Genomic DNA, 23,053 nt, shown 5'->3' on the forward strand with positions numbered 1-23,053 from the left:
CGACTTGGGGTGCCCGGTAGCTTCGTGCGAACCGACCACAAGGGATGCCAGGGGCCAGCCGCCAGCTTCGCCCGGAAATCTTAAGGACGTAACGATGGAAAATATCGCACTCGCCGAACCGGGCGCGCAATTGTCGATTTGGGCGCTGTTCATGCAGGCCAGCTGGGTGGTCAAGTTGGTCATGATCGGGCTGCTTTGTGCCTCGGTCTGGACCTGGGCGATCATCATAGACAAGCTGGTTGCCTATGGCCGCATGCGGCTGGCGCTCAACCGCTTCGAGCAGGTCTTCTGGTCGGGACAGTCGCTGGAGGAACTCTACCGCACGCTTGCCGACCGCAAGACGTCGGGTATGGGCGCCATTTTCGTCGCCGCCATGCGCGAGTGGAAGAAGAGCTTCGAGAAAGGTGCAAAAACGCCGCTCGGGCTGCAAACCCGCATCGACAAGGCCATGGACCTGGCGCTGACCCGCGAGATGGAGAAGCTCGAGGGGCGCCTCGGCTTCCTCGCCACCACCGGCTCGGCCGCCCCCTTTATCGGCCTGTTCGGCACCGTCATCGGCATCATGACCTCGTTCCAGGCCATCGCCGACTCCAAGAACACCAGCCTTGCGGTGGTCGCGCCCGGTATCGCCGAGGCACTGCTGGCGACGGCCATCGGCCTGCTCGCCGCCATTCCCGCCGTCATCGCCTACAACAAACTGTCGTCCGACGCGAGCAAGATAGCGGTGCGCATGGAAGGGTTCTCCGACGAGTTCTCCGCCATACTCTCGCGCCAAATCGATGAAAAAGTCGCGCCGAAGGCCTGAGGAGCACAAAAGATGGGTATGTCCGTAGGCATGGCAGGGCGCGGCGGGCGCGGCCACCGGCGGCGCGGCCGTCACCATGGGCTGATGTCGGAAATCAACGTCACGCCGATGGTCGACGTCATGCTGGTGCTGTTGATCATCTTCATGGTCGCCGCACCGATGCTGACGGTCGGCGTGCCGATCGACCTGCCGGATACGCAGGCCAAGGCGATGAATGCCGACACGCAGCCGATCACCGTCTCGATCGATGCCGCGGGTAAGATCTATCTGCAGGAGACCGAGATTCCGATCGAGGAGTTGGTGGCCAAGCTGCAGGCGATCTCGAAGACCGGCTATGAGGAGCGCATCTTTATTCGTGGCGACAAATCCACCGACTACGGCACGGCGATGAAGGTGATGGCCCGCATTTCGGCCGCCGGCTACAAGAACATCGGCCTGGTTTCACTGCAGGAACAGGATCAGTAGACAAGACGATGAAGACCGGCCTCACCACATCGGTGATCCTGCACACGGCGGTGCTGGCCTTCGGCCTGTTCACCCTGTCGGCTCCGGCCGCGCTGCCGTCGGCCGATGTCGAGTCGGTCGCGGTCGATATCGTGCCGATGGAAGCCATCGCGCAGACATTGCAGGGCGACAAGAAGGCCGTGATGCATGAAAAGCCGGCGCCGTTGCCGACGCAGCGTCCCGATATCGTGCCGGATGCGCAGAAGGTCGGCGAGAACAGCGTCGACACCGACAAGCCGATAACGCCGGAAGCCAAGCCCAAGCCGGTCGATACGACCTCGGCTCCGCCGCCTGCGCCGACTCCCAAGGAAGCGCCGAAGACCGAGGACGTGCCGAAGCCACAGGAAAAGCCCAAGCCCATTCCGGCGACGGAAGTGGCGCCGGCGCCGCAGCCCAAGGAAGAGGTCAAGCCCGAGCCGGTCAAGCAGGTGGAGCCCAAGCCGACGCCGGCCAAGCCGGCGCCGACCCCGCCGCCGCAGGACAAGACCGCCGCTATCGATCCGACGCCCGAGGTCAAGCCTGATGCGGTCGCCGAGGCCATAGCGAAGGACCCGCCGACCGAAGAGACCCAATTGCCGAGTTCGGCGCCGGCGCCGGAAGCGCGGCCGAAGCCGCAGCCGGCGCAGGCGGAGAGCGCCAAGGCGCCGGACCGCAAGGATGCCGACAAGCCGGTCAAGGAAGCGTCGTCCAAGCCTAAGTCCGACGACAAGCAGTTCAACGCCGACGAAATCTCTGCTCTCCTCGACAAGCAGAAGCCGTCCGGCGGCGGTGCCAAGCGTTCGACCCAGCAAGCCTCGCTCGGCGGTGACAAGGATCAGGGCCAGAAGCTCTCGAAGTCCGAACAGGGGGCTCTGGAAAGCCAGCTGGGTGGCTGCTGGACGCTGCCGGCCGGGCTGGAAGGCTCGGAGAGTTTCGTCGTGGTGGTGCGCTTCAACCTGGACAACTCCGGCAAGCTCGATGGTCGTCCGTCCGTAGAAAAATCGAGCGGCAACCGGCAGTTCGATGAGAGCGCGGTCCGTGCGGTGCAGAAATGCGACGTGGCCGGGCTGCAGGTTCCCGCCGGCAAGCAAGACATCTGGAATGACATCCGGGTCACCTTCGATCCAAGGGAAATGCTCGGCCTCTAGGCCCGGTTATCCGAAAATCAGTATGAGAAGCGAGAAGACATGAAATCAATCCTCAAGCCGCTCCTGATGGTCGCAGCGATGGCGATGGGAATGACCGCCGCCAGCACGCTGCCGGCGCTGGCGCTGGTCGAGCTCAACGTCAACAAGGGCAATGTCGAGCCGTTGCCGATCGCCATCACGGATTTCCAGGGCGGCGATGCGCTTGGTGCCCAGATCTCGCAAATCATCACCGCCGATCTCAAGCGCTCCGGCTTGTTCGCGCCGATCGACAAGAGTGCCTTCATCGAGAAGATCTCGAACCCGGATGCCGCACCCCGCTTCGACGACTGGAAGGTGATCAACGCGCAGGCGCTGGTCACCGGCAGCGTCAGCAAGGAGGCCGATGGGCGCATCCGCGCTCAGTACCGGTTGTGGGATACTTTTGCCGGCCAGCAGATGTCGGGCGAGCAGTTCTTCGCCAACGACGCCAACCAGCGTCGTGTCGCCCACATCATTGCCGACGCCATCTACGAGCGGCTGACCGGCGAGAAGGGCTATTTCGACACGCGCGTCGTCTTCATCGACGAGTCCGGCGCCAAGAACGCGCGCAAGAAGCGCCTTGCCATCATGGACCAGGACGGCGCCAACGTCCGTTACCTCTCGGACGGCCGGTCGATCGTGCTGACGCCGCGCTTCTCGCCGAACCGGCAAGAGATCACCTACATGTCCTATGAAAGCGGCCAGCCGCGGGTCTATCTCCTGCAGATCGAGACCGGGCAGCGCGAACTCGTCGGCAACTTCCCCGGCATGACGTTCGCGCCGCGCTTCTCGCCCGACGGCCAGAAGGTGATCATGAGCCTGCTGCGCGACGACGGCAATTCCAACATCTTCGCCATGGATCTGCGCAGCCGCTCGACGACGCGGCTGACCAACTCGACCGCCATCGACACCTCGCCTTCCTATTCGCCGGACGGCAGCAAGGTCGTGTTCACATCCGACCGCGGCGGCCGCGCGCAGATCTACGTGATGGGCGCGGACGGCTCCGGCCAGACCCGCATCTCCTTCGGCGACGGCGTCTATTCGACGCCGGTGTGGTCGCCGCGCGGTGACCTCATCGCCTTCACCAAGCAGACCGGCGGCGAATTCCAGATCGGCGTCATGAAGACCGACGGTTCGGGCGAGCGCATCCTGTCGTCGGGCTTCCAGCAGGAAGGGCCGACTTGGGCGCCGAACGGCCGCGTCCTGATGTTCTTCCGCGACGCCAATGGCGGTCCGAAACTCATTTCGGTCGATCTCACCGGCCGCAACGAGCAGCCGATCCCGACTTCGAATTTTGCGTCCGATCCGGCCTGGTCGCCGCTGCTTGAGTAGGGGAATTGAAGAACCGAGGAATTGAAGAACTGAGGAATTGAAGAACTGGGGAATGGAGAAGCAGGGAGGCTACGTTGGGCGCGCCAAGGACCTCGAGGTCTACAAGCGGGCCTATGCTGTTTCTCTCGAGATTCACAAAGCCACCCTTGCCTTTCCAAAGATCGAGCAATATGCGCTCGCCGATCAATTGCGCCGATCAATTGCGCCGTTCGAGCAAGGCGATCTGCGCCAATCTGGCTGAGGGGTTTGCCAAACAACCTCACTCCAAAGCTGAATTCGCGCGGTTCATTTCAATGGCGATGGGATCATGCAGCGAGGTGGAGACGTGGATTTCCTACGCATCCGACCTTGAGTACATCTCGAAGACACAACTCGACAGGTGGCAGCAGTTCTATAGCCATATCTACGGGATGCTGGTGAATCTCAGAGCAGCGCTGAAGTGACCTCTTTCTCCAACTCTTCAATTCTCCAGTTCTTCAATTCCCCTTTTTCCACGCCTTCGTCGCGTTTTGGCCGTATTTCCGCCTAGGGTCCGCGCCAATTGTGACCCCGGGGATGACAGCTGCGGACGGGTAGCTAAACCTAATATTAACCGTGTTTCTTGAATGCCGGTTAACCCAAACGTGGTTACTGGGTGATCAACGAAATCACTCGAATACGATCACTCGAAATACGAAGGAGAGGCGGCATGGGCCGTATCGCAGCACTTACCAGAAACCCGGTCATGATCGCGCTGGTGGCGATGCTCGCCATCGCCGGTTGCGCCTCGAAGAAGACGCCGAACAGCGCCGCTGATCTCGGCCTCAACGGCGCGGGTGCCGCAACGCCCGGCTCGGCGCAGGACTTCACCGTCAACATCGGCGACCGCATCTTCTTCGACACGGACTCGTCCTCGATCCGCGCCGATGCGCAGACGACGCTCGCCCGGCAGGCGCAGTGGCTGAACCAGTACAAGCAGTATGCCATCGTCGTCGAAGGCCATGCCGACGAACGCGGCACGCGCGAATACAATCTGGCACTCGGCGCCCGCCGCGCCGCCGCCGCCCGCGACTTCCTCGTTTCCAAGGGTGTCGCTTCCAGCCGGCTGAAGACGATTTCCTACGGCAAGGAACGCCCTGTCGCGGTGTGCGACGACATCTCGTGCTGGTCGCAGAACCGCCGTGCGGTCACCACGCTCAGCGGCGCCGGTTCCTGATCGGCGCAGAGCCGTCCAGGCTGCGCCAGGAGAAGGCGCGGCGGTAGCGGCAGAAATGCAACACAGCTTTGCGAAAGGCGGCCCCTGCGGCCGCCTTTTTCATATCCGGCTGCCCGAAACAAAATTTGGCCGAAGTCTCGCGCCCTGCTATGAGCCGAGGGCGCTTGGCTGGTCTCATGGTGATTGGAAGGCGCGGACAACTAACGACACACGCGAGAGGCACATGCATTTGAGATCGGTTCTGAGCGGCACGCTTGCGCTGCTGCTCCTATCAGGCGTCACAGCCTCGGCTAGCGGCTTGGGGGCTGGTGGCCCGGGGCAATCAACCGGCAGCGGCTTTTCCTTCCACCTGCCGTCGATCGAGTTGCCCAGCCTGTTCGGCGACAAGAAGAAACCGGATCAGGTCCAGCTTGCGCAGCAGTCGAATGGCGCCGGCGCAACCGCGCTCGAGGATCAGCTGCGGCAGATGAACGGCAAGATCGAGGAACTCAATTTCCAGATCCTGCAGATGCAGGAACAGATCCGCAAGCAGCAGGAAGACAACGAGTTCCGCTTCCAGCAGCTCGAGGGCGGGGCGCAAGGCGGACAAGCACCGGCACAGAAGAAGTCGGATGCCGGCACCAACAACGACGTGGCCTCGGCCCCCGCGACCCAGGCGCCGGCCGATGCCGGCGCCGCGGCCGGCAGCGATCAGTCCGCCGGCGGCAAGACGGTCGAGGACGTCATCGTCGAATCGCCCGATGGCGACCCGGGCAAGGTGATCCCTGGAAAGGGAGCGCCGGAAAAGACCTTTGGTTCCATCACCGTCGACAAGAACGGCAATGTGATCGACGCCGGCGGCAACACCCAGGCGACCGCGCCGGCACAGGATGCCGCTCCGGCCACCGGTGCGCCGGCCAAGGCGGGCAAGTCCGACGGCACTGTGGTCGCGGCGCTGCCCGCCACCAACGATCCGGAGGAGCTTTACCGCAATTCCTATCAGTTCATCCTGTCGGGCGACTACGGCACGGCCGAGCAGGGGTTCCGCGATCATATCTCGCGCTTCCCCAGGGATGCCAAGACGGCCGACGCGCATTACTGGCTGGGCGAGTCGCTGCTGGGCCAGCAGAAATTCCGCGACGCGGCCGAGGTTTTCCTCGCTGCCAGCAAGGACTATCCCAAGGCCAAGAAGGCGCCGGACATGCTCTTGAAGCTCGGCGTGTCGCTGGTCGGCCTCAAGCAGCATGACGTCGCCTGCGCTACTTTCGGCGAGATCGGCAAGCGTTATCCCGACATTTCCAGCGCCCTCAAGGAACGCGTCAAGCAGGAGAAGGCACTGGCTGCGTGCTGATTTTTCGTCTGCATGTCCCAGCCCAAGAACCGGGATGTTGATGCTCGATTCCGGGCCTGATCTTTCGACCAGACTTTTTTCGCATATCGATTTCACCAACGGCGCTGTTGCGGCCGTATCCGGCGGCAGCGATTCGACCGCCCTGCTTCTGCTTCTCAAACATCATCTCGATCGATCCGCGCCGTCCGCCAAGCTGTTGGCGGTGACCATCGACCATGGCCTGCGGCAGGACTCGGCGGCGGAGGCGCAAGCCGTGGCGAAGCTGTGCGCGGAGCGGGGCATCGCCCACCGCACCATGATCTGGTCCGGGCGCAAGCCTTCGACCGGTCTGCCGGCGGCGGCACGGGAGGCGCGCTACCGGTTGCTGGCAAGCGCTGCCCGCGCGGAAGGCATCGGCCTGATCGTGACCGGCCACACCGCCGACGACCAGGCCGAGACGGTGCTGATGCGCCACGCCCGCGACGGGAGCCTGGGCCATGTACAGGGTCGGGGGCTGGCCGGCATGGCGCCAGCCACGCTCTACGACTGGCGCGAATGGATCGTGCGGCCGCTGCTGGGCACGCGGCGCGCGGCACTGCGCGATTTCCTGCAAAGCAAACATGTCGGCTGGGCAGAGGATCCGACCAACAGCGACGAGAGCTTCGAGCGACCGCGCGTGAGAGCGGCACTTGCCGGCGACAATGTCCGCCGCATGGACGAGGCTTTGGTCCTGGCCAGCCAGGCTGCCATCGAGCGCGGACAGCTTGGTCTTGATGCCGCCGACCTGATCCGGCGTTTTGCCAGCCAGCCAGCCACGGGCCTTGTGCGCCTCGACCCGCAACTGCGCTCGACCGGCGACGAGCGCGCGGCCATCTATGCGTTGCGTATCCTGCTGGCGACCGTCGGAGGGCTTGCCTTCCTGCCGGACCAGGCCCGCGGCGAGGTGCTGTTCGGCCGGCTGAAGGCCGGATTTCTTTGTGCCACATTGTCGCGGACGGTGGTCGATTTCCGGCGTGCCGGTATCTTCCTGCGCCGCGAGGCACGTGGCTTGCCGCCCGCCGCCGCGGCCATCGACAACACCATCTGGGATGGCCGCCGCCACATCACATTGAACGACAGCTCCGCCGGATTGTTGATCGCGCCGCTGGGTGCGGCAGCAGCGAAGCGGCTGCCGATCGACGCGGGAGAAACCCCGGCAAGCCTGATGCGCGCTGCGTTGGCTGCGGAACCGACATCGCGGCAAGCCTTTGAAAACCCTGATGTGCCACAGGGCGAACCGGCATCGCCAGGGTTCGACGCGCGGCCGGTCGTTGCGCCTTTTGCCCGCTTCCTGCCATCCTTCGACCTGGCGCCGGCGCGGGCCATCGCCGGCCTGATTGGCGCGCCATCGCTGCCCGCCTTGCCTTTCGGCGGCCACAGTGCCGGTTGACGGTGGTCGAAAGCTTAACCCAGACATGCTGTTCTGCTTGGCAAGGGGGGACGCTCTCCCTATGTTAGGCCCAAGTTTCCTCTCATGATGCTGTCCGCAAGCGGACGCCAACGGGACAATTGATGAATCCGAACTATCGCAACCTCGCGCTCTGGGCGATCATAGCGGTCCTGCTCATCGCCCTGTTCAATCTGTTCCAGACGCCGCAGACGCGCGGGGCTTCGAGCGATGTGCCTTATTCGCAGTTCCTCCAGGATGTCGGGGCCGGCCGGGTCAAGACGGTGACCATCGCGGGTGCCCGTATCACCGGCACCTACACCGACAATTCCAGCGGCTTCCAGACCTATTCACCCGGCGATCCCCAGCTGGTTTCGCGGCTGCAGGACAAGAACGTCACAATCAACGCGCGGCCAGAGACCGACGGCTCCAACTCGCTGTTCGGTTACCTGATCTCCTGGCTGCCGATGATCCTTATTCTCGGTGTCTGGATATTCTTCATGCGCCAGATGCAGTCCGGATCCGGGCGCGCCATGGGTTTTGGCAAGTCGAAGGCCAAGCTTCTAACCGAGGCGCATGGCCGCGTCACCTTCCAAGACGTCGCCGGCGTAGACGAAGCCAAGGAAGATTTGGAAGAGATCGTCGAATTCCTGCGCGATCCGCAGAAGTTCCAGCGCCTCGGCGGCAAGATTCCGCGCGGCGTGCTGCTGGTCGGCCCTCCCGGCACCGGCAAGACGCTGCTTGCCCGCTCGGTCGCCGGCGAAGCCAACGTGCCGTTCTTCACCATTTCCGGCTCGGACTTCGTCGAAATGTTCGTCGGCGTCGGCGCCAGCCGCGTGCGCGACATGTTCGACCAGGCCAAGAAGAATGCGCCCTGCATCATCTTCATCGACGAAATCGACGCTGTCGGCCGCCATCGCGGCGCCGGCCTCGGCGGTGGCAATGACGAGCGCGAGCAGACGCTGAACCAGCTGCTGGTCGAGATGGACGGTTTCGAGTCCAACGAAAGCATCATTCTGATCGCCGCCACCAACCGTCCCGACGTGCTTGATCCGGCGCTGTTGCGTCCGGGCCGTTTCGACCGCCAGGTGGTGGTCCCGAACCCCGACATCGTCGGCCGCGAGAAAATCCTCAAGGTGCATGTGCGCAACGTGCCGCTGGCGCCTAATGTCGATCTCAAGGTCGTGGCCCGCGGCACGCCGGGCTTTTCCGGCGCCGACCTGATGAACCTCGTCAACGAATCGGCGCTGATGGCGGCGCGGCGCAACAAGCGCCTCGTCACCATGGCCGAGTTCGAGGACGCCAAGGACAAGATCATGATGGGCGCGGAGCGCCGCTCGTCGGCCATGACCCAGGCCGAGAAGGAGCTGACCGCCTATCACGAGGCCGGTCACGCCATCCTGGCGCTCAACGTGCCGTCGGCCGATCCGCTGCACAAGGCCACTATCATCCCGCGCGGCCGCGCGCTCGGAATGGTCATGCAGTTGCCGGAAGGCGATCGCTATTCGATGAGCTACAAATACATGATCTCGCGCCTCGCCATCATGATGGGTGGCCGCGTCGCCGAGGAGTTCAAGTTCGGCAAGGAGAACATCACCTCGGGCGCGTCCTCGGACATCGAACAGGCGACCAAGCTGGCACGCGCCATGGTCACGCGCTGGGGCTTCTCCGACAAGCTCGGCCATGTCGCCTATGGCGACAACCAGGAGGAAGTGTTCCTCGGCCATTCGGTGGCGCGCACGCAGAACATCTCGGAAGAGACCGCGCAGATCATCGACGCCGAAGTGCGCCGCCTGATCGACGAGGCCTATTCGACGGCGAAGTCCATCCTGACCAAGAAGAAGAAGGAATGGATCGCACTGGCGCAGGGCCTGCTCGAATACGAGACGCTGTCGGGCGACGAGATCAAGCAACTGATCGCGGGCAACAAGCCCGCGCGAGATTTGGGGGATGATACCCCACCAAGCCGCGGCTCGGCCGTGCCGAAGTCCGGTGGTCGCCGCAAGAAGGGCCCCGAGCCCGAAGGCGGCATGGAGCCGCAGCCGTCAAGCTGAATGCGCTGCATCTTTGCGATGGAGGCGGAATGATTTCAGGTCGATCGACCTGAAATCATTCGCTTTTCAAGCACCCCGCCTGCATTCGCTCAGGCGCTTGGCGCTTCGGGGTTTGCCGCATGGTTCCTCATGATTCAGCTTTCAGCCGCGCATTGCACAGGCTGTAATAGCCGCCGCCCTTCTGGATCCAGCGAAGGCCGTCCAACGTACCCGCTTCCTTGTTGCCGTGGTAACCCTGCAGGCAGGTTTTCATCCGTGCCTTGGCGGGCTTTTCGGTCTTGAACTCGGCGGCGAGGGTAGTCGGGAATGTGACGCCCGCTGGCGCCACGGTGGGGGCGGACGCCGGACTGGCTTCGTCCTTCGGCTGCTGCGCGGTTTTGGCCGTATCTGCGCTGACACCCTCCGCGAGGGACGTCGCGCATTTCTCCTTACGGAAAGCGGCCCAGTCCATGCCGTTCAGTGTGCCGCCCTCCTTGGCGGTTCGATAGGTTTCGCCGCATTCCTTCATCGTCAGTGCGCTTGCAGGGGCGACGCTCCAAGAAACCAATGCCGTCGCGGCCCATACCGCCAATTTCAAACTGGACATAAGACCCTCCTGGTTGATAACAAGTTTGACGTCTTTTTGTATACTTTTTGTTCTTGTTATGTTCAATAGGAATCTTTCGCCAAGAGCACACGAACTGATGAGACCGACAACTCCGTCATGTACGAAGCGAGCAAGCCGGGGCGCTGTCATACGCAACAAAAAGCCCGCGAACCTCGCGGCTCGCGGGCTTATATTTTTTCAGAATGCTGCTGGAGATCAGCTCTTCAGCTTGGCATTGCACAGGCTGTAGAAACCGCCGCCCTTCTGGATCCATTTCAGGCCGCCAAGCGCGTTGGCGTCCTTGAGGGTGTAATACTGGTCGAGGCAAGTATGCATGCGGCCCTTTCCGGGGGTCTCGCTGGCATATTTCGGCGAGATCGCGGACGGGAAGGTAACGCCCTTGGGCGCGACCGTCGTCGGCTTTGCCGGCTCCTTGGTATAGCTCGCCTCGCTGGGGGCAGGCACGGTGTCGTCATCGGAGGCACCGGCACCGCATTCGGCCTTGCGGAAGTCGTTCCACTTCATGCCCTTCAGCGTGTTCGCCGTCTTGGCAGCCTGGTACTTGGTGCTGCACTCGGCCATGCTCAGGCCCTTGCCGCCGTCTGCGGGAGCCGCGGCTGCCTTTGTGGTGGCCGGCTTGGTCGTGTCGGTGGCAGCGGATGCGCCGGCGGCGCACTCGGCCTTGCGGAAGTCGTTCCACTTCATGCCGTTCAGCGTGCCGGCGGACTTCGCCGCCTGGTACTTGGCGCTGCATTCCTTGGCCGTCAGGCCCTTGGCCGTGCTGTCGGCGGCGGCAGCCTTTGCTGCCTTGGCGGGCTTGGTTTCGGCAGCCTTGGTTTCGGCCTTGGTGGTGGCGGCCGGCTTGGTGTCGGTGGTGGCGGCGGCGTCGGTGCCGCACTGCGCCTTGCGGAACTGGTTCCAGGTCTGTCCGGAAAGGGTCCCCGCGTCCTTGGCCGCGTTATACTTCGTGCTGCATTCGGCCATCGTCAGTGCGTTGGCTGGCGCGGCCAGGAACAACGTCACGACGGCGAGGCCGGTCAAAGTGGCAAGTCGGTGGATGAGCATAGCGTTTCTCCGTTGCAGCAGCCCATGATACGTCCCTGCGAATCAATAACGCTCAACGGTCGGTTGCGCCAGATGCTAAGTAGCGTATATGTCGCCGAAAGCCGGAGCCTCGCGGCAAGGTGATGAAATTGTTCGGACTGTTGGACTTGAGGACAAGTTTTTCCAGGTGCATCTACGCTGAAAGGCTAACGTGACTGGTATATTGCGACGTGGCAGTCTCAGCAGGTCAGGGTGTGTGCAGTGCACAACAATGATTTTCTAAGGAATGGTAACATATAATCACACAATGTGATCAAAGGGCGCGGGCCAATTGTGGCATGACGTGCCGGCTAAGAACAATCAGGGATGCTGGTTAGCATGGCGGAAAATTACTTCGGCACGGACGGCATTCGCGGGCGCGCCAACAAGTTTCCAATGACCGCGGAAATCGCCATGCGGGTCGGCATGGCCGCCGGCCTTTCGTTCCAGCGCGGCAACCATCGCCATCGTGTCGTTCTGGGCAAGGATACCAGGCTTTCCGGCTACATGATCGAGAACGCCATGGTGGCCGGTCTTTGCGCCGCCGGCATGGATGTGTTCCTGCTCGGCCCCATCCCGACGCCGGCGGTGGCCATGCTGGTGCGTTCGCTGCGGGCCGACATCGGCGTCATGATCTCGGCTTCGCACAACCCCTATTACGACAACGGCATCAAGCTGTTCGGGCCAGATGGCTACAAGCTCTCCGACGAGATCGAAGAGCGCATCGAGAGCATGCTCGACAAGGATATCGAACTGGCGCTCGCCGATTCCGACGGGCTTGGCCGGGCCAAGCGCGTCGACGGCGTGCATGACCGCTACATCGAATTCGCCAAGCGCACCTTACCCCGCTCGATGTCGCTTTCAGGCCTCAGGATCGTCGTCGATTGCGCCAATGGCGCGGCCTACAAGGTGGCGCCCGAGGCATTGTGGGAACTCGGCGCCGAAGTCGTGGCCATCAATGTCGAACCCAACGGCTTCAACATCAACAAGGAATGCGGCTCGACCCATCCGGTGGGGCTGCAGAAGAAAGTGCACGAAGTGCGCGCCGACATCGGCATCGCGCTCGACGGCGACGCCGACCGCGTCGTCATAGTCGATGAAAATGGCGCCATCGTCGATGGCGACCAGATCATGGCGCTGATCGCCGAGTCCTGGCACCAGAGCGGGCGGCTCGCCGGCGGCGGCGTCGTTTCGACGGTCATGTCCAATCTCGGGCTCGAACGCTTCCTCGGCGACATGAAGCTGCAATTGCACCGCACCAAGGTCGGCGACCGCTACGTCGTGGAGCATATGCGCGCGCACGGGCTCAATGTCGGCGGCGAACAGTCGGGCCACATCGTGCTGTCGGATTTCTCGACCACCGGCGACGGTCTCGTCTCGGCCCTGCAGGTGCTGGCCTGCATCAAGCGGCAGGGCAGGCCGGTCAGCGAACTGTCGAAGAAGTTCGAGCCGGTGCCGCAGCTGCTGAAGAATGTCCGCATCGCCGGCGGCAAGCCGCTCGAGGAAGCCCCGGTTAAGGCCGCCATCGAGGATGCCCGTCATCGCCTCGGCAAGGCCGGGCGGCTGGTCATCCGGCCATCGGGCACCGAACCGCTGATCCGTGTCATGGCCGAGGGCGACGATCCGCAACTGGTCGAGGCCGTCGTCAACGACATCGTCGAGGTCATCTCCGAAAACCGCAGCGCCGCCTGATCTCCGGCGCGCGCCGCGGCTTCGCCCTGGTTACATCGAAGGCCCGCCCCTCCGGCGGGCTTTTTTCGTTGGCGGCAGGACCGATCCCGCTCTCGATAATTACCCTCGAATGCTTCGGATTCTAGAGATTCGTGGTTAATCGACAGGGTTAAATGCCTTTTAACTTTTGCAATTCATTATCCACGCCTGAAAGCCAAATCTTATTCGGACACGATCGCCGTTCCGAGGGTTCTAGGGGTGACAAGCATGTTCAATACAGCAAGAAAGGCCCTGTTCGCGTTGCTGTTCGCGGGTCTGGCCTGGCCAGTGTTCGCGGCCGACCTGCCGGAGCCGCAGGTCGAAGAGGCACCGCCGCCGGTTTACGAACAGCCGGTTGCCGATGTCGGCGGCTGGTATATCCGTGGCGACATCGACTATCACAAGTCCGACGTGCGCGGCATCGACTACACGACCTACACCATCTGTCCCTGTAACGTGGTCACGCCGGGCAGCAACAGTTTCGATTCCGGCAAGCTCAAGGGCGGTTTCTCGCTCGGCGGCGGCGTCGGTTACAAGATCAACGATCACTTCCGCACCGATCTGACCGCCGACTACTGGTTCAAGTCGAACTTCAACGGCAGCACCTCCGGCTTTGACTCGGGTGGCAACCCCACGACCTCCGTCGAAGTGTCGAAGATGAGCGCCTTGCTGCTGCTCGCCAACGCCTATGTCGATATCGGCACCTACCACGGCATCACGCCCTATGTCGGCGCCGGTATCGGTGGCGCGCATGTCAAATGGGACACCGTCTACGACCCGAACACCACCGAGACCAATCCCGGCTCGTCCAACTGGCGCTTTGCCTATGCCCTGATGGCCGGTGCCTCCTACTGCCTGACCGACAAGATTATCCTCGATGCAGGCTACCGCTTCTCCCATATCCAGGGCGGCCGCATGTTCGAATGGGATGTGAGCAGCGCCGGTCCTGGCTTCGACCGTGGCATCAACACCCACGAAGTGCGCGGCGGCCTGCGCTACCAGTTCGGCGGCAACAATGGATGCGCCGCACCGGTGGTGGCCTACCAGCCCGAACCCGAGCCGATCTACACCAAGTAACACCTCCGACATCGGAACAATCGCGAACCGCCCGGCTCAGCCGGGCGGTTTTCGTTTGGCGGTCTCGCGCCGGGCGGCCCGGATGAGTTCGCGTGCGAAATCAATCCGCTAACGCTCTGTTAGCCTTAACCCCGACTTAACCACTATGGTTAACAATGCTCCTTGAAACGATGGCAGCCGTCACGATCGCGGACGGGGCCGAATGCGGGAGCCGGGGACATGACACTCACATCGCGTATGGCGCAGGCGCTTGCCGCGCTCAGCCTGTTGCCGCTGACACCAGCCCTGGCCGCCGACTACGATCCTCCGATCTATGTCGACCAGGCGCCCGATTACGTGCCTGTCGAGGTTGGCTCCGGCTGGTATCTGCGCGGCGATGTCTCCTACCTGGCGGAGAAGAACTTCAAGAATGGGGATTTCACCTTCCCGTCAACGATCAACAACGAAAGCTTCAGTCAGAGCGAAGACGCATTTTTCGGGAGCGTAGGCTTCGGATATCATTTCAACGATTACCTCCGCGCCGATCTCAACTTCGGCTATCTGCCCGGCAACAGCGCCAACGCCAGCTACAATGATTCAGCGGTCGTAACGTCGCCGACATTGCCGACCGTGGGATCGGCATCGCTGAAGAACTATGCCTTCTCGGGCATGCTCAACGGCTATGTCGATCTTGGCACCTACGTCGGGATCACGCCTTATGTCGGCGCTGGCGTCGGTGTCGTCCGCAGTACGCGCAAGCTTTCGGCGACCTACATCGATAACAATGACCCGGCAAACAATCTCACCCAGCAGGACAACAAGAACCAGTACTCGCTGGCCTACACACTGAATGCCGGTTTGGCTTACCAGGTGACGAAGAATGTTTCCGTCGATCTGGGCTATCAGTACTTCTCCGCCCCGGACGCCGAATATGTGACAGCCGAAAGCCTGACCTCCTTTCCAGTCAAAAAGGGGATCAGCAATCACCAGGTCAAGCTCGGCCTGAGATACGATCTCTGGTAGGCCTTGGGCAGACGAGGATTTCGGCGGCGGATCCCTGGGGTCCGCCGTTTGCGTTTGAAATCACGAGATCCTGATCAAGGATCGCCAGTATCCTGCCAGCGACAAAAACTTTTCCCTTGACGCCTGGGACCTGAACGCATATCGCCGTCCGTGGGCCACCCCTCCCCAACGAGGGGCCACTATCTGGAAGGATAGACCACGATGACCACGCCTACGAAGCCCGGACTCCGTCCGGCAAATCCCAATTTCTCCTCAGGTCCCTGCGCAAAACGCCCCGGCTGGTCGGTCGAGGCGCTGAAGCATGCCGCGCTCGGCCGTTCCCATCGCGCCAAGATCGGCAAGACCAAGCTCGAACAAGCAATCGAGCTGACGCGCGAAATCCTCAAGGTCCCGGCTGACTACCGCATCGGCATCGTGCCGGCGTCGGACACCGGCGCCGTCGAGATGGCGCTTTGGTCGCTGCTCGGCGAGCGCGGCGTCGACATGGTCGCCTGGGAGAGCTTTGGCTCCGGCTGGGTCACCGACGTGGTCAAGCAGCTGAAGCTCGCCGACGTGCGCAAGATCGAGGCCGGCTACGGCGAACTGCCTGATCTCACCAAGATCGATTTCGACCGCGACGTGGTCTTCACCTGGAACGGCACCACGTCGGGCGTGCGCGTGCCGAACGGCGATTTCATTCCGGCCAACCGCCAAGGCCTGACCATCTGCGACGCGACTTCAGCCGCTTTCGCGCAAAAGCTCGATTTCGAGAAACTCGATGTCGTCACCTTCTCCTGGCAGAAAGTGCTGGGCGGCGAGGGCGCGCACGGCATGCTGATCCTGTCGCCGCGCGCCGTCGCGCGGCTGGAGAGCTACAAGCCTTCATGGCCGCTGCCGAAAATCTTCCGCCTGACCTCGGGCGGCAAACTGATCGAAGGTATCTTCAAGGGCGAGACCATCAACACGCCGTCGATGCTGTGCGTCGAGGATTACCTCGACGCGCTCAACTGGGCGAAGTCGATCGGCGGCCTCGATGCCCTGGTCGCCAGGGCCGACGCCAATGCCGCGGTGCTCGATCGCTTCGTCGACAAGTCCGCATGGCTTGGCCATCTTGCCGCCCTGCCGGCGACGCGGTCGAACACCTCCGTCTGCCTGTCCTTCACCGATCCGCAAGTCGCGGCACTCGATGCCGACGCGCAGGCGGCTTTCGCCAAGGGACTGGTCTCGGCGCTCGACAAGGAGGGCGTCGCCTACGACATCGGCTCCTATCGCGACGCGCCCCCCGGCCTGCGCATCTGGTGTGGCGCAACGGTCGAGGCTTCGGACCTCGAAGCGCTGCTGCCTTGGCTCGATTGGGCCTTCGCCGCGCAGAAGGCGTCGCTGAAAGCGGCGGCCTGAGATTTCGTGGCGGCCCGCGGGCCGCCATTTCCCGACAATCCATTTCAAGGAGGCCGCCATGGCGCCCCGCGTTCTCGTTTCGGATAAACTCTCCACCACCGCAGTCCAGATCTTCAAGGATCGCGGCATCGAGGTCGACTATCTGCCGGACCTCGGCAAGGACAAGGAAAAGCTGCTCGAGGTGATCAGCCAGTATGATGGCCTCGCCATCCGTTCGGCGACCAAGGTCACCGAAAAGCTGATCAACGCCGCCACCAAACTCAAGGTCGTCGGCCGCGCCGGCATCGGCGTCGACAATGTCGATATCCCGGCGGCCAGCCGCAAGGGCATCATCGTGATGAACACGCCCTTCGGCAATTCGATCACGACGGCCGAACATGCCGTCGCGATGATCTTCGCGCTGGCGCGCCAGATCCCGGAAGCCAATGCCTCGACCCATGCCGGCAAATGGGAGAAGAACCGCTTCATGGGCGTCGAGATCACCGGCAAGACGCTGGGCGTCATCGGCTGCGGCAATATCGGTTCGATCGTCGCGACGCGCGGCGTCGGCCTGAAGATGCATGTCATCGCCTTCGACCCGTTCCTGTCGGACAAGCGCGCCGAGGAACTTGGCGTCGACAAGGTGGAACTGGACGAGCTTTTCGCCCGCGCGGACTTCATCACGCTGCACACGCCGCTGACCGACAAGACGCGCAACATCATCGACGCCGCGGCAATAGCCAAGATGAAGAACGGCGTGCGCATCATCAACTGCGCCCGCGGCGGGCTGGTCGTCGAGGCCGACCTGATCGCGGCGCTGAAAAGCGGCAAGGTCGCGGGTGCGGGCATCGACGTGTTCGAGGTCGAACCGGCCGAGCAGAACGCCCTGTTCGGCCTGGAGAACGTGGTGGCGACGCCGCATCTCGGCGCCTCGACGGCGGAAGCGCAGGAGAATGTCGCGCTGCAGGTCGCCGAACAGATGTCGGACTATCTGATCAAGGGCGCCGTCTCCAACGCCATCAACATGCCGTCGATCACGGCGGAGGAAGCGCCGCGGCTGAAGCCTTTCGTCAAGCTGGCGGAAGTGCTCGGCGCCTTTGTCGGCCAGGTCACCGAGGATCCGATCAAGGAGGTCGAGATCCTGTTCGACGGCTCGACCGCGACGATGAACACGCGCGCGCTGATCAGTGCCGCACTTGCCGGCCTGATCCGGCCGCAGGTCTCCGACGTCAACATGGTGTCGGCGCCGATCATGGTGAAGGAGCGCGGCATCATCGTCGCGGAAGTCAAGCGCGACAAATCGGGCGTGTTCGACGGCTATATCAAGCTGACCGTCACGACCGAGCACAGGACGCGCTCGATCGCCGGCACCTGCTTCTCCGACGGCAAGCCGCGCTTCATCCAGATCAAGGGCATCAACCTCGACGCCGAAGTCGGCCAGCACATGCTCTACACGACCAATGCCGACGCGCCCGGCATCATCGGCCTGCTTGGCACGGTGTGCGGCGAGAACGGCGTCAACATCGCCAATTTCCAGCTTGGCCGTAACCGGCCGGGCGGCGACGCCATCGCGCTGCTCTACCTCGACGCGCCGTTCCCGGAAAAGGTGCTGGAACAGGTGCGGGCGCACAAGTCGATCGATTCGGCCAAGCGGCTGCAGTTCGACGTGAGCGGGGTGTAGACACCGCGACCTTGCACTCAGCCTCGAAAGGTGCGGCGTGGTCGTGCCTTTCGTTCAGACTGGCGGCAAATTTGCCGTCTTTCGCCCGCTGTATTCGGCGAGCGCGATGCCGCCAAGCACGAGCACGAGTGCCAGCGCCTGATAGAGTTGGAACGTCTCGCCGACGATCAGCACCGAGAGCAGCGTGCCGAAGATCGGCACCAGATTGATGAACAGGCCGGCGCGGTTGGCGCCGATCAGTTCGTTGCCCCTGATGTAGGTTATCTGCGAGATGACCGAGGCGCCGATCGCGGTGTAGACGATCACCGTCCAGCCGCGCGCGTCGGGCACGATGACCTTGCCGGCGGCGACCTCCCACAGGAAGAAGGGCAGCGAGGTGATGAGCGCGGCGACCGCAAGGGACAGCATCAGGCTCTGCCAACGCATCACCGGCTTCATCCGCAGCCCGACCGAATAGCCGCTGTAGAGGACGACCGCCACCAGCATGATGGCGTCGCCGAAATTGAGTTCCAATGCGAGCAGCCGGCGCGGATCGCCATGGCAGGCAGTCAGGACTACGCCGAAGATGGTCAGCACCACGCCGGCAATCTGCGCCCAGCTCACACGCAAGTGGAAGAAGATGAAATTAGCGACGATGATCAAGACCGGCATCGCCGCCTGTTCGATCGAGACATTGATCGCCGTCGTGTAGTTGAGCGCGGTGTAGAAGATGGTGTTGAACAGGGTGAAGCCGCTGGCCCCAAGTGCGGCCAGCACGAACCAGTGCCGGCGCACGACAGGCCAGTCTTCCTGGATCGTGCGCCAGCCGATCGGCAGCAGGATCGCCACCGCCAGCACCCAGCGCAGGAAGACCAGCGTCATCGGCGAGACGTGATCGACCGCCAGCTTGCCGGCCACCGAATTGCCACCCCACAGCAGCGTGGTGAGCAGCAGGAATATGTAAGCGCTTCGATGCATCGCGGGATTCCGGCCGTGGGGATGACCACGGTGTTTGCCGGCCTATTGCCCCCGTCAGCCCAAGTAAATGATGTCAAAGCCGAAAATTGTTGTGCCTCAGGGCATTTTCGGCGGCAAAGAAAGGTCGCACTCGCGAGGTCTTGACGCTATAGAGGCCTGTCGTTTCGAACCAAATCCAAGCCGCTCGGCGGCGTCTCAAGGGAAAAGAAACATGGCCAATGTGGTGGTCGTCGGCTCGCAGTGGGGCGACGAAGGCAAGGGCAAGATCGTCGACTGGCTGTCGGAGCGCGCCGATGTCGTGGTGCGTTTCCAGGGCGGCCACAATGCCGGCCACACGCTGGTCGTCGACGGCAAGGTCTACAAGCTGTCGCTGTTGCCGTCCGGCGTCGTGCGGCAAGGCAAGCTGTCCATCATCGGCAATGGCGTGGTCTTCGATCCGCATGCTTTCGTGGCCGAAGTGGCGAAGCTCAAGGCGCAGGGCGTCGAAGTGACGCCTGACCGCCTGAAAATAGCCGAAAACACGGCGCTTATCCTGTCACTGCACCGGGAGCTGGACGGATTCCGCGAGGATGCCGCCACCAATTCCGGAACGAAAATTGGCACGACCCGCCGTGGCATCGGCCCCGCCTACGAGGACAAGGTGGGGCGGCGCGCGGTTCGGGTGATGGATCTGGCGGATTTGGAAACGCTTCCCCTGAAAGTCGACAGGCTGCTGACGCATCACAATGCGCTGCGTCGCGGGCTTGGCCATGCCGAAGTCACGCATGATGCGATCATGACGGAATTGACCTCGGTCGCCGACGAGATCCTGCCCTATATGGACCGGGTCTGGAAGATACTCGACGACAAGCGCCGCGCCGGCGAGCGCATCCTGTTCGAGGGCGCGCAAGGCACGCTGCTCGACATAGACCATGGCACCTATCCGTTCGTCACCTCGTCGAACACGGTCGCCGGGCAGGCCGCCGCCGGCGCGGGCGTCGGTCCAGGCGCCATCGGCTATGTGCTCGGCATCACCAAGGCCTACACGACGCGTGTCGGTGAGGGACCGTTCCCGACCGAACAGAAGAACGAGGTCGGCGAGTTCCTCGGCACGCGCGGCCACGAATTCGGCGTCGTCACCGGGCGCAAGCGCCGCTGCGGCTGGTTCGACGCGGTGCTGGTGCGCCAGGCCGTCGCCGTCAACGGCATCAAGGGCATCGCGCTGACCAAGCTCGACGTGCTCGACGGGCTGGATGAGATCAAGGTCTGCACCGGCTACAGCCTCGACGGCGAGGCGATCGACTATCTGCCGGCGAGCCAGGGCGCGCAGGCCCGTGTCGAACCGGTCTACGAGACGCTGGAGGGGTGGAAAGGCACCACCGCCGGGGCGCGCAGCTGGAACGATCTTCCGGCCCAGGCCGTCAAATATGTCCGATACATCGAGGAGCTCATCGGTGCGCCGGTAGCACTCCTCTCCACCAGTCCGGAACGGGACGATACGATACTTGTGACCGATCCGTTTCAAGACTAGTTTCTGAAGCCTTTCCGGGCATTGCGGCTGATTTGCGGGGGCCGGCGCGGAAGCAAAAATACAGGTCGACTGAAGCATGGCAGATTTCGTTGCTGTTCTGAAGAAAACGATAGACAACCTCAGCGATCAGTCGCCGGAGATGCGGGCGAGGGTCTATGACAAGGCCCGCTCGACGATCGCAGCCAAGATTGCCCTGCGCGATCCGCCGCTGTCGCCGTCGGATGCCGCCAAGCAGAAGCGCGGTCTGGAAGATGCTATCTCCAGCGTCGAGCGCGACTACACCAAGAGCGTGCCGGAGACGGATCCGCTCGCCGAGCTGGAAAACATCTTTTCCTCCATCGATCGCAACAAGAACCAGTCGAACCACACACGCCAGCCGGCGAATGTGGAGCCGTCGTGGCCAGCGCCCGCAGCGGCGCCCACCGCAAAGCCGGAACCTTACCGGCCCGCGCCGCCACCCGCCGCCAAGGCCGAGCCAAGCTGGCCGAAGCCCGCGTCGGTGCAGCCGGCATCCTTCAATCTGGCTGACAAGAACCTGCCGGGCATGGACGCGGACCAGGAAGACGACCAGCCGGATGTCTTTCCCAATGATGACGAGCCGGCCACGGCCGACACCTTCCAGCGTCTGCGTCCCGCCGAGCGCAAGCGCAGCTATGGCGGGCTGATTACCGCCGTCGTCGCCCTGTTGGTCGTTGCCGGCGGCGGCTATGGAATCTGGCTGAACAAGGATGCCTTCGGCAAGATGCTGGGTCTGGACGGCAGCAAGGTTGCCAAGACCGAACCGGTGAAACCGGCGCCGGCCAAGCCGGCGACCGACGCGGCGACGCCGCCGGCGGCAGGCGCCGAAGCGACGAAATTCACGCAGCGGCTGACACCTGAAGGCGGCGAAACCGATCCCGGCCCGGCCGGTGGGCAAAGCGGCATAGGCGAGGGCGAATCCGTCGCCGCGTTGACGACGCCGCCAACGGCAACGAGCGCGCCGGCCAATGCGCCTACGCCCGCCGCCACGCCTGCCCCCGCCGCGACCCCGCCTGCGGCTGGTGCTGCGCCGGCAACGCCGCCCGCCAACGGCACCGCACCCGCGGCACCGGCCGATGCCGCCGCTACGCCGCCGGCTCCCGCGGCCGCCACACCGCCCGCCGCCGCCGCTCCGGCGACGCAAGCCGCGGTGCCGGTTGGCCAGAAGGCGATCTTCTATGAGGAGCGCACCAGCACAGCGCAGGGTTCGGCCGAGCCCGGCAGCATCGTCTGGTCGCTGGTCCAGGAATCGCCCGGCGGCGACCTGCCGCCCGAGCCGGCGATCCGCGCCGAGGCGACCATCCCCGGCAAGGACATCCAACTGCGCATGACCATCCGCCGCAACACCGATCAGACGCTGCCGGCGAGCCACATTATCGAGATGATCTTCCTGACGCCCGACGGCTTCGAAGGCGGCGGTGTCGACAACATCCTGCGCGTCGCCATGAAGAGTTCGGAGCAGGACGCCGGCAGCCCGCTGATCGGCATTCCGGCCAAGATCGCCGACGGCTTCTTCCTCGTCGCGCTCAACGACACCAAGGCCGACGAGGACGCCAACATGACCTTGCTGCGCGGCCAGGACTGGATCGACGTGCCGGTCGTCTACAAGACCGGAAGGCGGGCGCTGCTGACCATGGAAAAAGGCATCCCCGGCGAGAAGGTGTTCGACGAGGCGATCAAGGCCTGGCAGGCGAAGACGGCGGGCTGAGAGGGCGGCCTAACGTCGCCTTCGTTCAGAAACCCTGGAACAGCATGTCGAGCGCTGCGACGATGTCGTCGTGATGCTTTGAGAGGTTTCCCTCCGCGTCCGATAGTTCAGATGCGGTGAAGGCTGATATAAACTGCGTGACCATCACATGATCTTTGCCGTCTATAGCGAAGGTCGGGTTTAGTCGGCGGCCAGGAACCGGAGCTATTTGGGGCGGCATCAGGGGAATGACGACCCTCGTGTTCAGCCCTTCAAGAAGGTCGGACTGCACATCGAGAAGATAACCGTTACCGTCGGCATTCCGATAAAAATCGTAACGTGCCATCAGAACGGCCGATGTTTGGCCAATGGCAGTCCGTTGCGCCTAATATACTCGTTGGAGCTTTCGATGGCTTCGTTGTTTTCTTCCTGCCATCGACGCGTTTTCTCCGCCGCTATCGCTTTCGCGATACCTGCCTCGGCAGCGCGGGAGATGTTGATGCCCAACGCCTTGGCGTCTTTGATCAACTGAGAGTCAATGGACGTGTTGACGGACGTCCTCTGAGGTTTTGGCCTCGATTGAAGCATGGGGATGCCCTTCTTCCATGCGCATAAT

Annotated in this window: 22 protein-coding genes; 17 read left to right on the forward strand and 5 right to left on the reverse strand. The window is 63.1% G+C overall.

Annotated features, from left to right (window positions below; genetic code table 11):
• Nucleotides 1-94 precede the first annotated feature (94 nt).
• The 10 genes from tolQ (at nucleotide 95) to ftsH (ending at nucleotide 9,770) form a co-directional block, all read left to right on the forward strand.
• Nucleotides 95-805, forward strand: coding sequence for a protein TolQ (gene tolQ / locus MESOP_RS06510; RefSeq protein WP_013892534.1), 711 nt, complete (start codon nucleotides 95-97; stop codon nucleotides 803-805).
• Nucleotides 806-817: 12 nt separating this feature from the next.
• Complete coding sequence (gene tolR / locus MESOP_RS06515; protein ID WP_013892535.1) at nucleotides 818-1,270, forward strand: protein TolR; 453 nt, start codon at nucleotides 818-820, stop codon at nucleotides 1,268-1,270.
• An 8-nt stretch (nucleotides 1,271-1,278) separates the two neighbouring features.
• The gene (tolA, locus tag MESOP_RS06520; RefSeq protein ID WP_013892536.1) at nucleotides 1,279-2,436 is read left to right on the forward strand and encodes a cell envelope integrity protein TolA; all 1,158 of its coding nucleotides are present in this window, start codon (nucleotides 1,279-1,281) and stop codon (nucleotides 2,434-2,436) included.
• A gap of 39 nt (nucleotides 2,437-2,475) precedes the next feature.
• Complete coding sequence (tolB, locus tag MESOP_RS06525) at nucleotides 2,476-3,786, forward strand: Tol-Pal system beta propeller repeat protein TolB (RefSeq protein WP_013892537.1); 1,311 nt, start codon at nucleotides 2,476-2,478, stop codon at nucleotides 3,784-3,786.
• Between the two features lie 52 nt (nucleotides 3,787-3,838).
• Nucleotides 3,839-4,027: a four helix bundle protein gene (locus MESOP_RS36530; protein WP_280739554.1), complete on the forward strand. Its 189-nt coding sequence runs from the start codon at nucleotides 3,839-3,841 to the stop codon at nucleotides 4,025-4,027.
• On the forward strand, nucleotides 3,957-4,229 hold the full coding sequence (locus MESOP_RS06530) for a four helix bundle protein (RefSeq protein ID WP_280739555.1): 273 nt from the start codon (nucleotides 3,957-3,959) through the stop codon (nucleotides 4,227-4,229). Before MESOP_RS36530 ends, MESOP_RS06530 begins: the two co-directional genes overlap by 71 nt.
• Nucleotides 4,230-4,474: 245 nt before the next feature.
• Nucleotides 4,475-4,981 carry a peptidoglycan-associated lipoprotein Pal gene (gene pal, locus MESOP_RS06535; protein WP_013892538.1) on the forward strand — a complete coding sequence of 169 codons (507 nt, stop codon included), beginning with the start codon at nucleotides 4,475-4,477 and terminating at the stop codon, nucleotides 4,979-4,981.
• A 223-nt stretch (nucleotides 4,982-5,204) separates the two neighbouring features.
• Nucleotides 5,205-6,311: a tol-pal system protein YbgF gene (gene ybgF, locus MESOP_RS06540; protein WP_013892539.1), complete on the forward strand. Its 1,107-nt coding sequence runs from the start codon at nucleotides 5,205-5,207 to the stop codon at nucleotides 6,309-6,311.
• A 40-nt stretch (nucleotides 6,312-6,351) separates the two neighbouring features.
• Entirely contained in the window at nucleotides 6,352-7,719 is a 1,368-nt protein-coding gene (tilS, locus tag MESOP_RS06545) for a tRNA lysidine(34) synthetase TilS (protein WP_013892540.1), read from the forward strand.
• Between the two features lie 122 nt (nucleotides 7,720-7,841).
• Nucleotides 7,842-9,770, forward strand: a complete 1,929-nt coding sequence (gene ftsH, locus MESOP_RS06550) for an ATP-dependent zinc metalloprotease FtsH (RefSeq protein WP_013892541.1) — start codon at nucleotides 7,842-7,844, stop codon at nucleotides 9,768-9,770.
• A gap of 127 nt (nucleotides 9,771-9,897) precedes the next feature.
• Here ftsH and MESOP_RS06555 read toward each other — a convergent pair whose 3' ends face one another.
• The gene (locus MESOP_RS06555; protein ID WP_013892542.1) at nucleotides 9,898-10,356 is read right to left on the reverse strand and encodes a hypothetical protein; all 459 of its coding nucleotides are present in this window, start codon (nucleotides 10,354-10,356) and stop codon (nucleotides 9,898-9,900) included.
• Nucleotides 10,357-10,572: 216 nt separating this feature from the next.
• Complete coding sequence (locus MESOP_RS06560) at nucleotides 10,573-11,421, reverse strand: hypothetical protein (protein ID WP_013892543.1); 849 nt, start codon at nucleotides 11,419-11,421, stop codon at nucleotides 10,573-10,575.
• 357 nt (nucleotides 11,422-11,778) lie between these two features.
• On the opposite strand from MESOP_RS06560, the gene glmM reads away from it, so the two are divergent.
• The 5 genes from glmM (at nucleotide 11,779) to serA (ending at nucleotide 18,265) form a co-directional block, all read left to right on the forward strand.
• A complete protein-coding gene (gene glmM, locus MESOP_RS06565; protein ID WP_013892544.1) occupies nucleotides 11,779-13,131 on the forward strand; it encodes a phosphoglucosamine mutase in 1,353 nt (450 codons plus the stop codon).
• A gap of 246 nt (nucleotides 13,132-13,377) precedes the next feature.
• Nucleotides 13,378-14,226, forward strand: a complete 849-nt coding sequence (locus MESOP_RS06570) for an outer membrane protein (RefSeq protein WP_013892545.1) — start codon at nucleotides 13,378-13,380, stop codon at nucleotides 14,224-14,226.
• A 219-nt stretch (nucleotides 14,227-14,445) separates the two neighbouring features.
• A complete protein-coding gene (locus MESOP_RS06575; RefSeq protein ID WP_013892546.1) occupies nucleotides 14,446-15,228 on the forward strand; it encodes an outer membrane protein in 783 nt (260 codons plus the stop codon).
• A 201-nt stretch (nucleotides 15,229-15,429) separates the two neighbouring features.
• Nucleotides 15,430-16,605, forward strand: a complete 1,176-nt coding sequence (locus MESOP_RS06580) for a phosphoserine transaminase (protein WP_013892547.1) — start codon at nucleotides 15,430-15,432, stop codon at nucleotides 16,603-16,605.
• A 58-nt stretch (nucleotides 16,606-16,663) separates the two neighbouring features.
• A complete protein-coding gene (serA, locus tag MESOP_RS06585) occupies nucleotides 16,664-18,265 on the forward strand; it encodes a phosphoglycerate dehydrogenase (protein WP_013892548.1) in 1,602 nt (533 codons plus the stop codon).
• Nucleotides 18,266-18,319: 54 nt separating this feature from the next.
• On the opposite strand, the gene MESOP_RS06590 is transcribed toward serA, so the two are convergent.
• Nucleotides 18,320-19,222 (reverse strand): DMT family transporter, encoded by a 903-nt coding sequence (locus tag MESOP_RS06590; RefSeq protein ID WP_013892549.1) that lies wholly within the window; start codon nucleotides 19,220-19,222, stop codon nucleotides 18,320-18,322.
• Between the two features lie 211 nt (nucleotides 19,223-19,433).
• Here MESOP_RS06590 and MESOP_RS06595 point away from each other — a divergent pair, with 211 nt between their 5' ends.
• Nucleotides 19,434-20,732 carry an adenylosuccinate synthase gene (locus tag MESOP_RS06595; protein ID WP_013892550.1) on the forward strand — a complete coding sequence of 433 codons (1,299 nt, stop codon included), beginning with the start codon at nucleotides 19,434-19,436 and terminating at the stop codon, nucleotides 20,730-20,732.
• 76 nt (nucleotides 20,733-20,808) lie between these two features.
• The gene (locus MESOP_RS06600) at nucleotides 20,809-22,458 is read left to right on the forward strand and encodes a hypothetical protein (protein ID WP_013892551.1); all 1,650 of its coding nucleotides are present in this window, start codon (nucleotides 20,809-20,811) and stop codon (nucleotides 22,456-22,458) included.
• Between the two features lie 25 nt (nucleotides 22,459-22,483).
• Here MESOP_RS06600 and MESOP_RS06605 read toward each other — a convergent pair whose 3' ends face one another.
• Nucleotides 22,484-22,783, reverse strand: coding sequence for a CcdB family protein (locus tag MESOP_RS06605; protein WP_013892552.1), 300 nt, complete (start codon nucleotides 22,781-22,783; stop codon nucleotides 22,484-22,486).
• Nucleotides 22,783-23,025 (reverse strand): type II toxin-antitoxin system CcdA family antitoxin, encoded by a 243-nt coding sequence (locus tag MESOP_RS06610; RefSeq protein WP_013892553.1) that lies wholly within the window; start codon nucleotides 23,023-23,025, stop codon nucleotides 22,783-22,785. The genes MESOP_RS06605 and MESOP_RS06610 overlap by 1 nt, the downstream gene beginning before the upstream one ends.
• Nucleotides 23,026-23,053: the final 28 nt, after the last annotated feature.

It is taken from the genome of Mesorhizobium opportunistum WSM2075 (genome assembly GCF_000176035.2).
GTDB lineage: Bacteria > Pseudomonadota > Alphaproteobacteria > Rhizobiales > Rhizobiaceae > Mesorhizobium > Mesorhizobium opportunistum.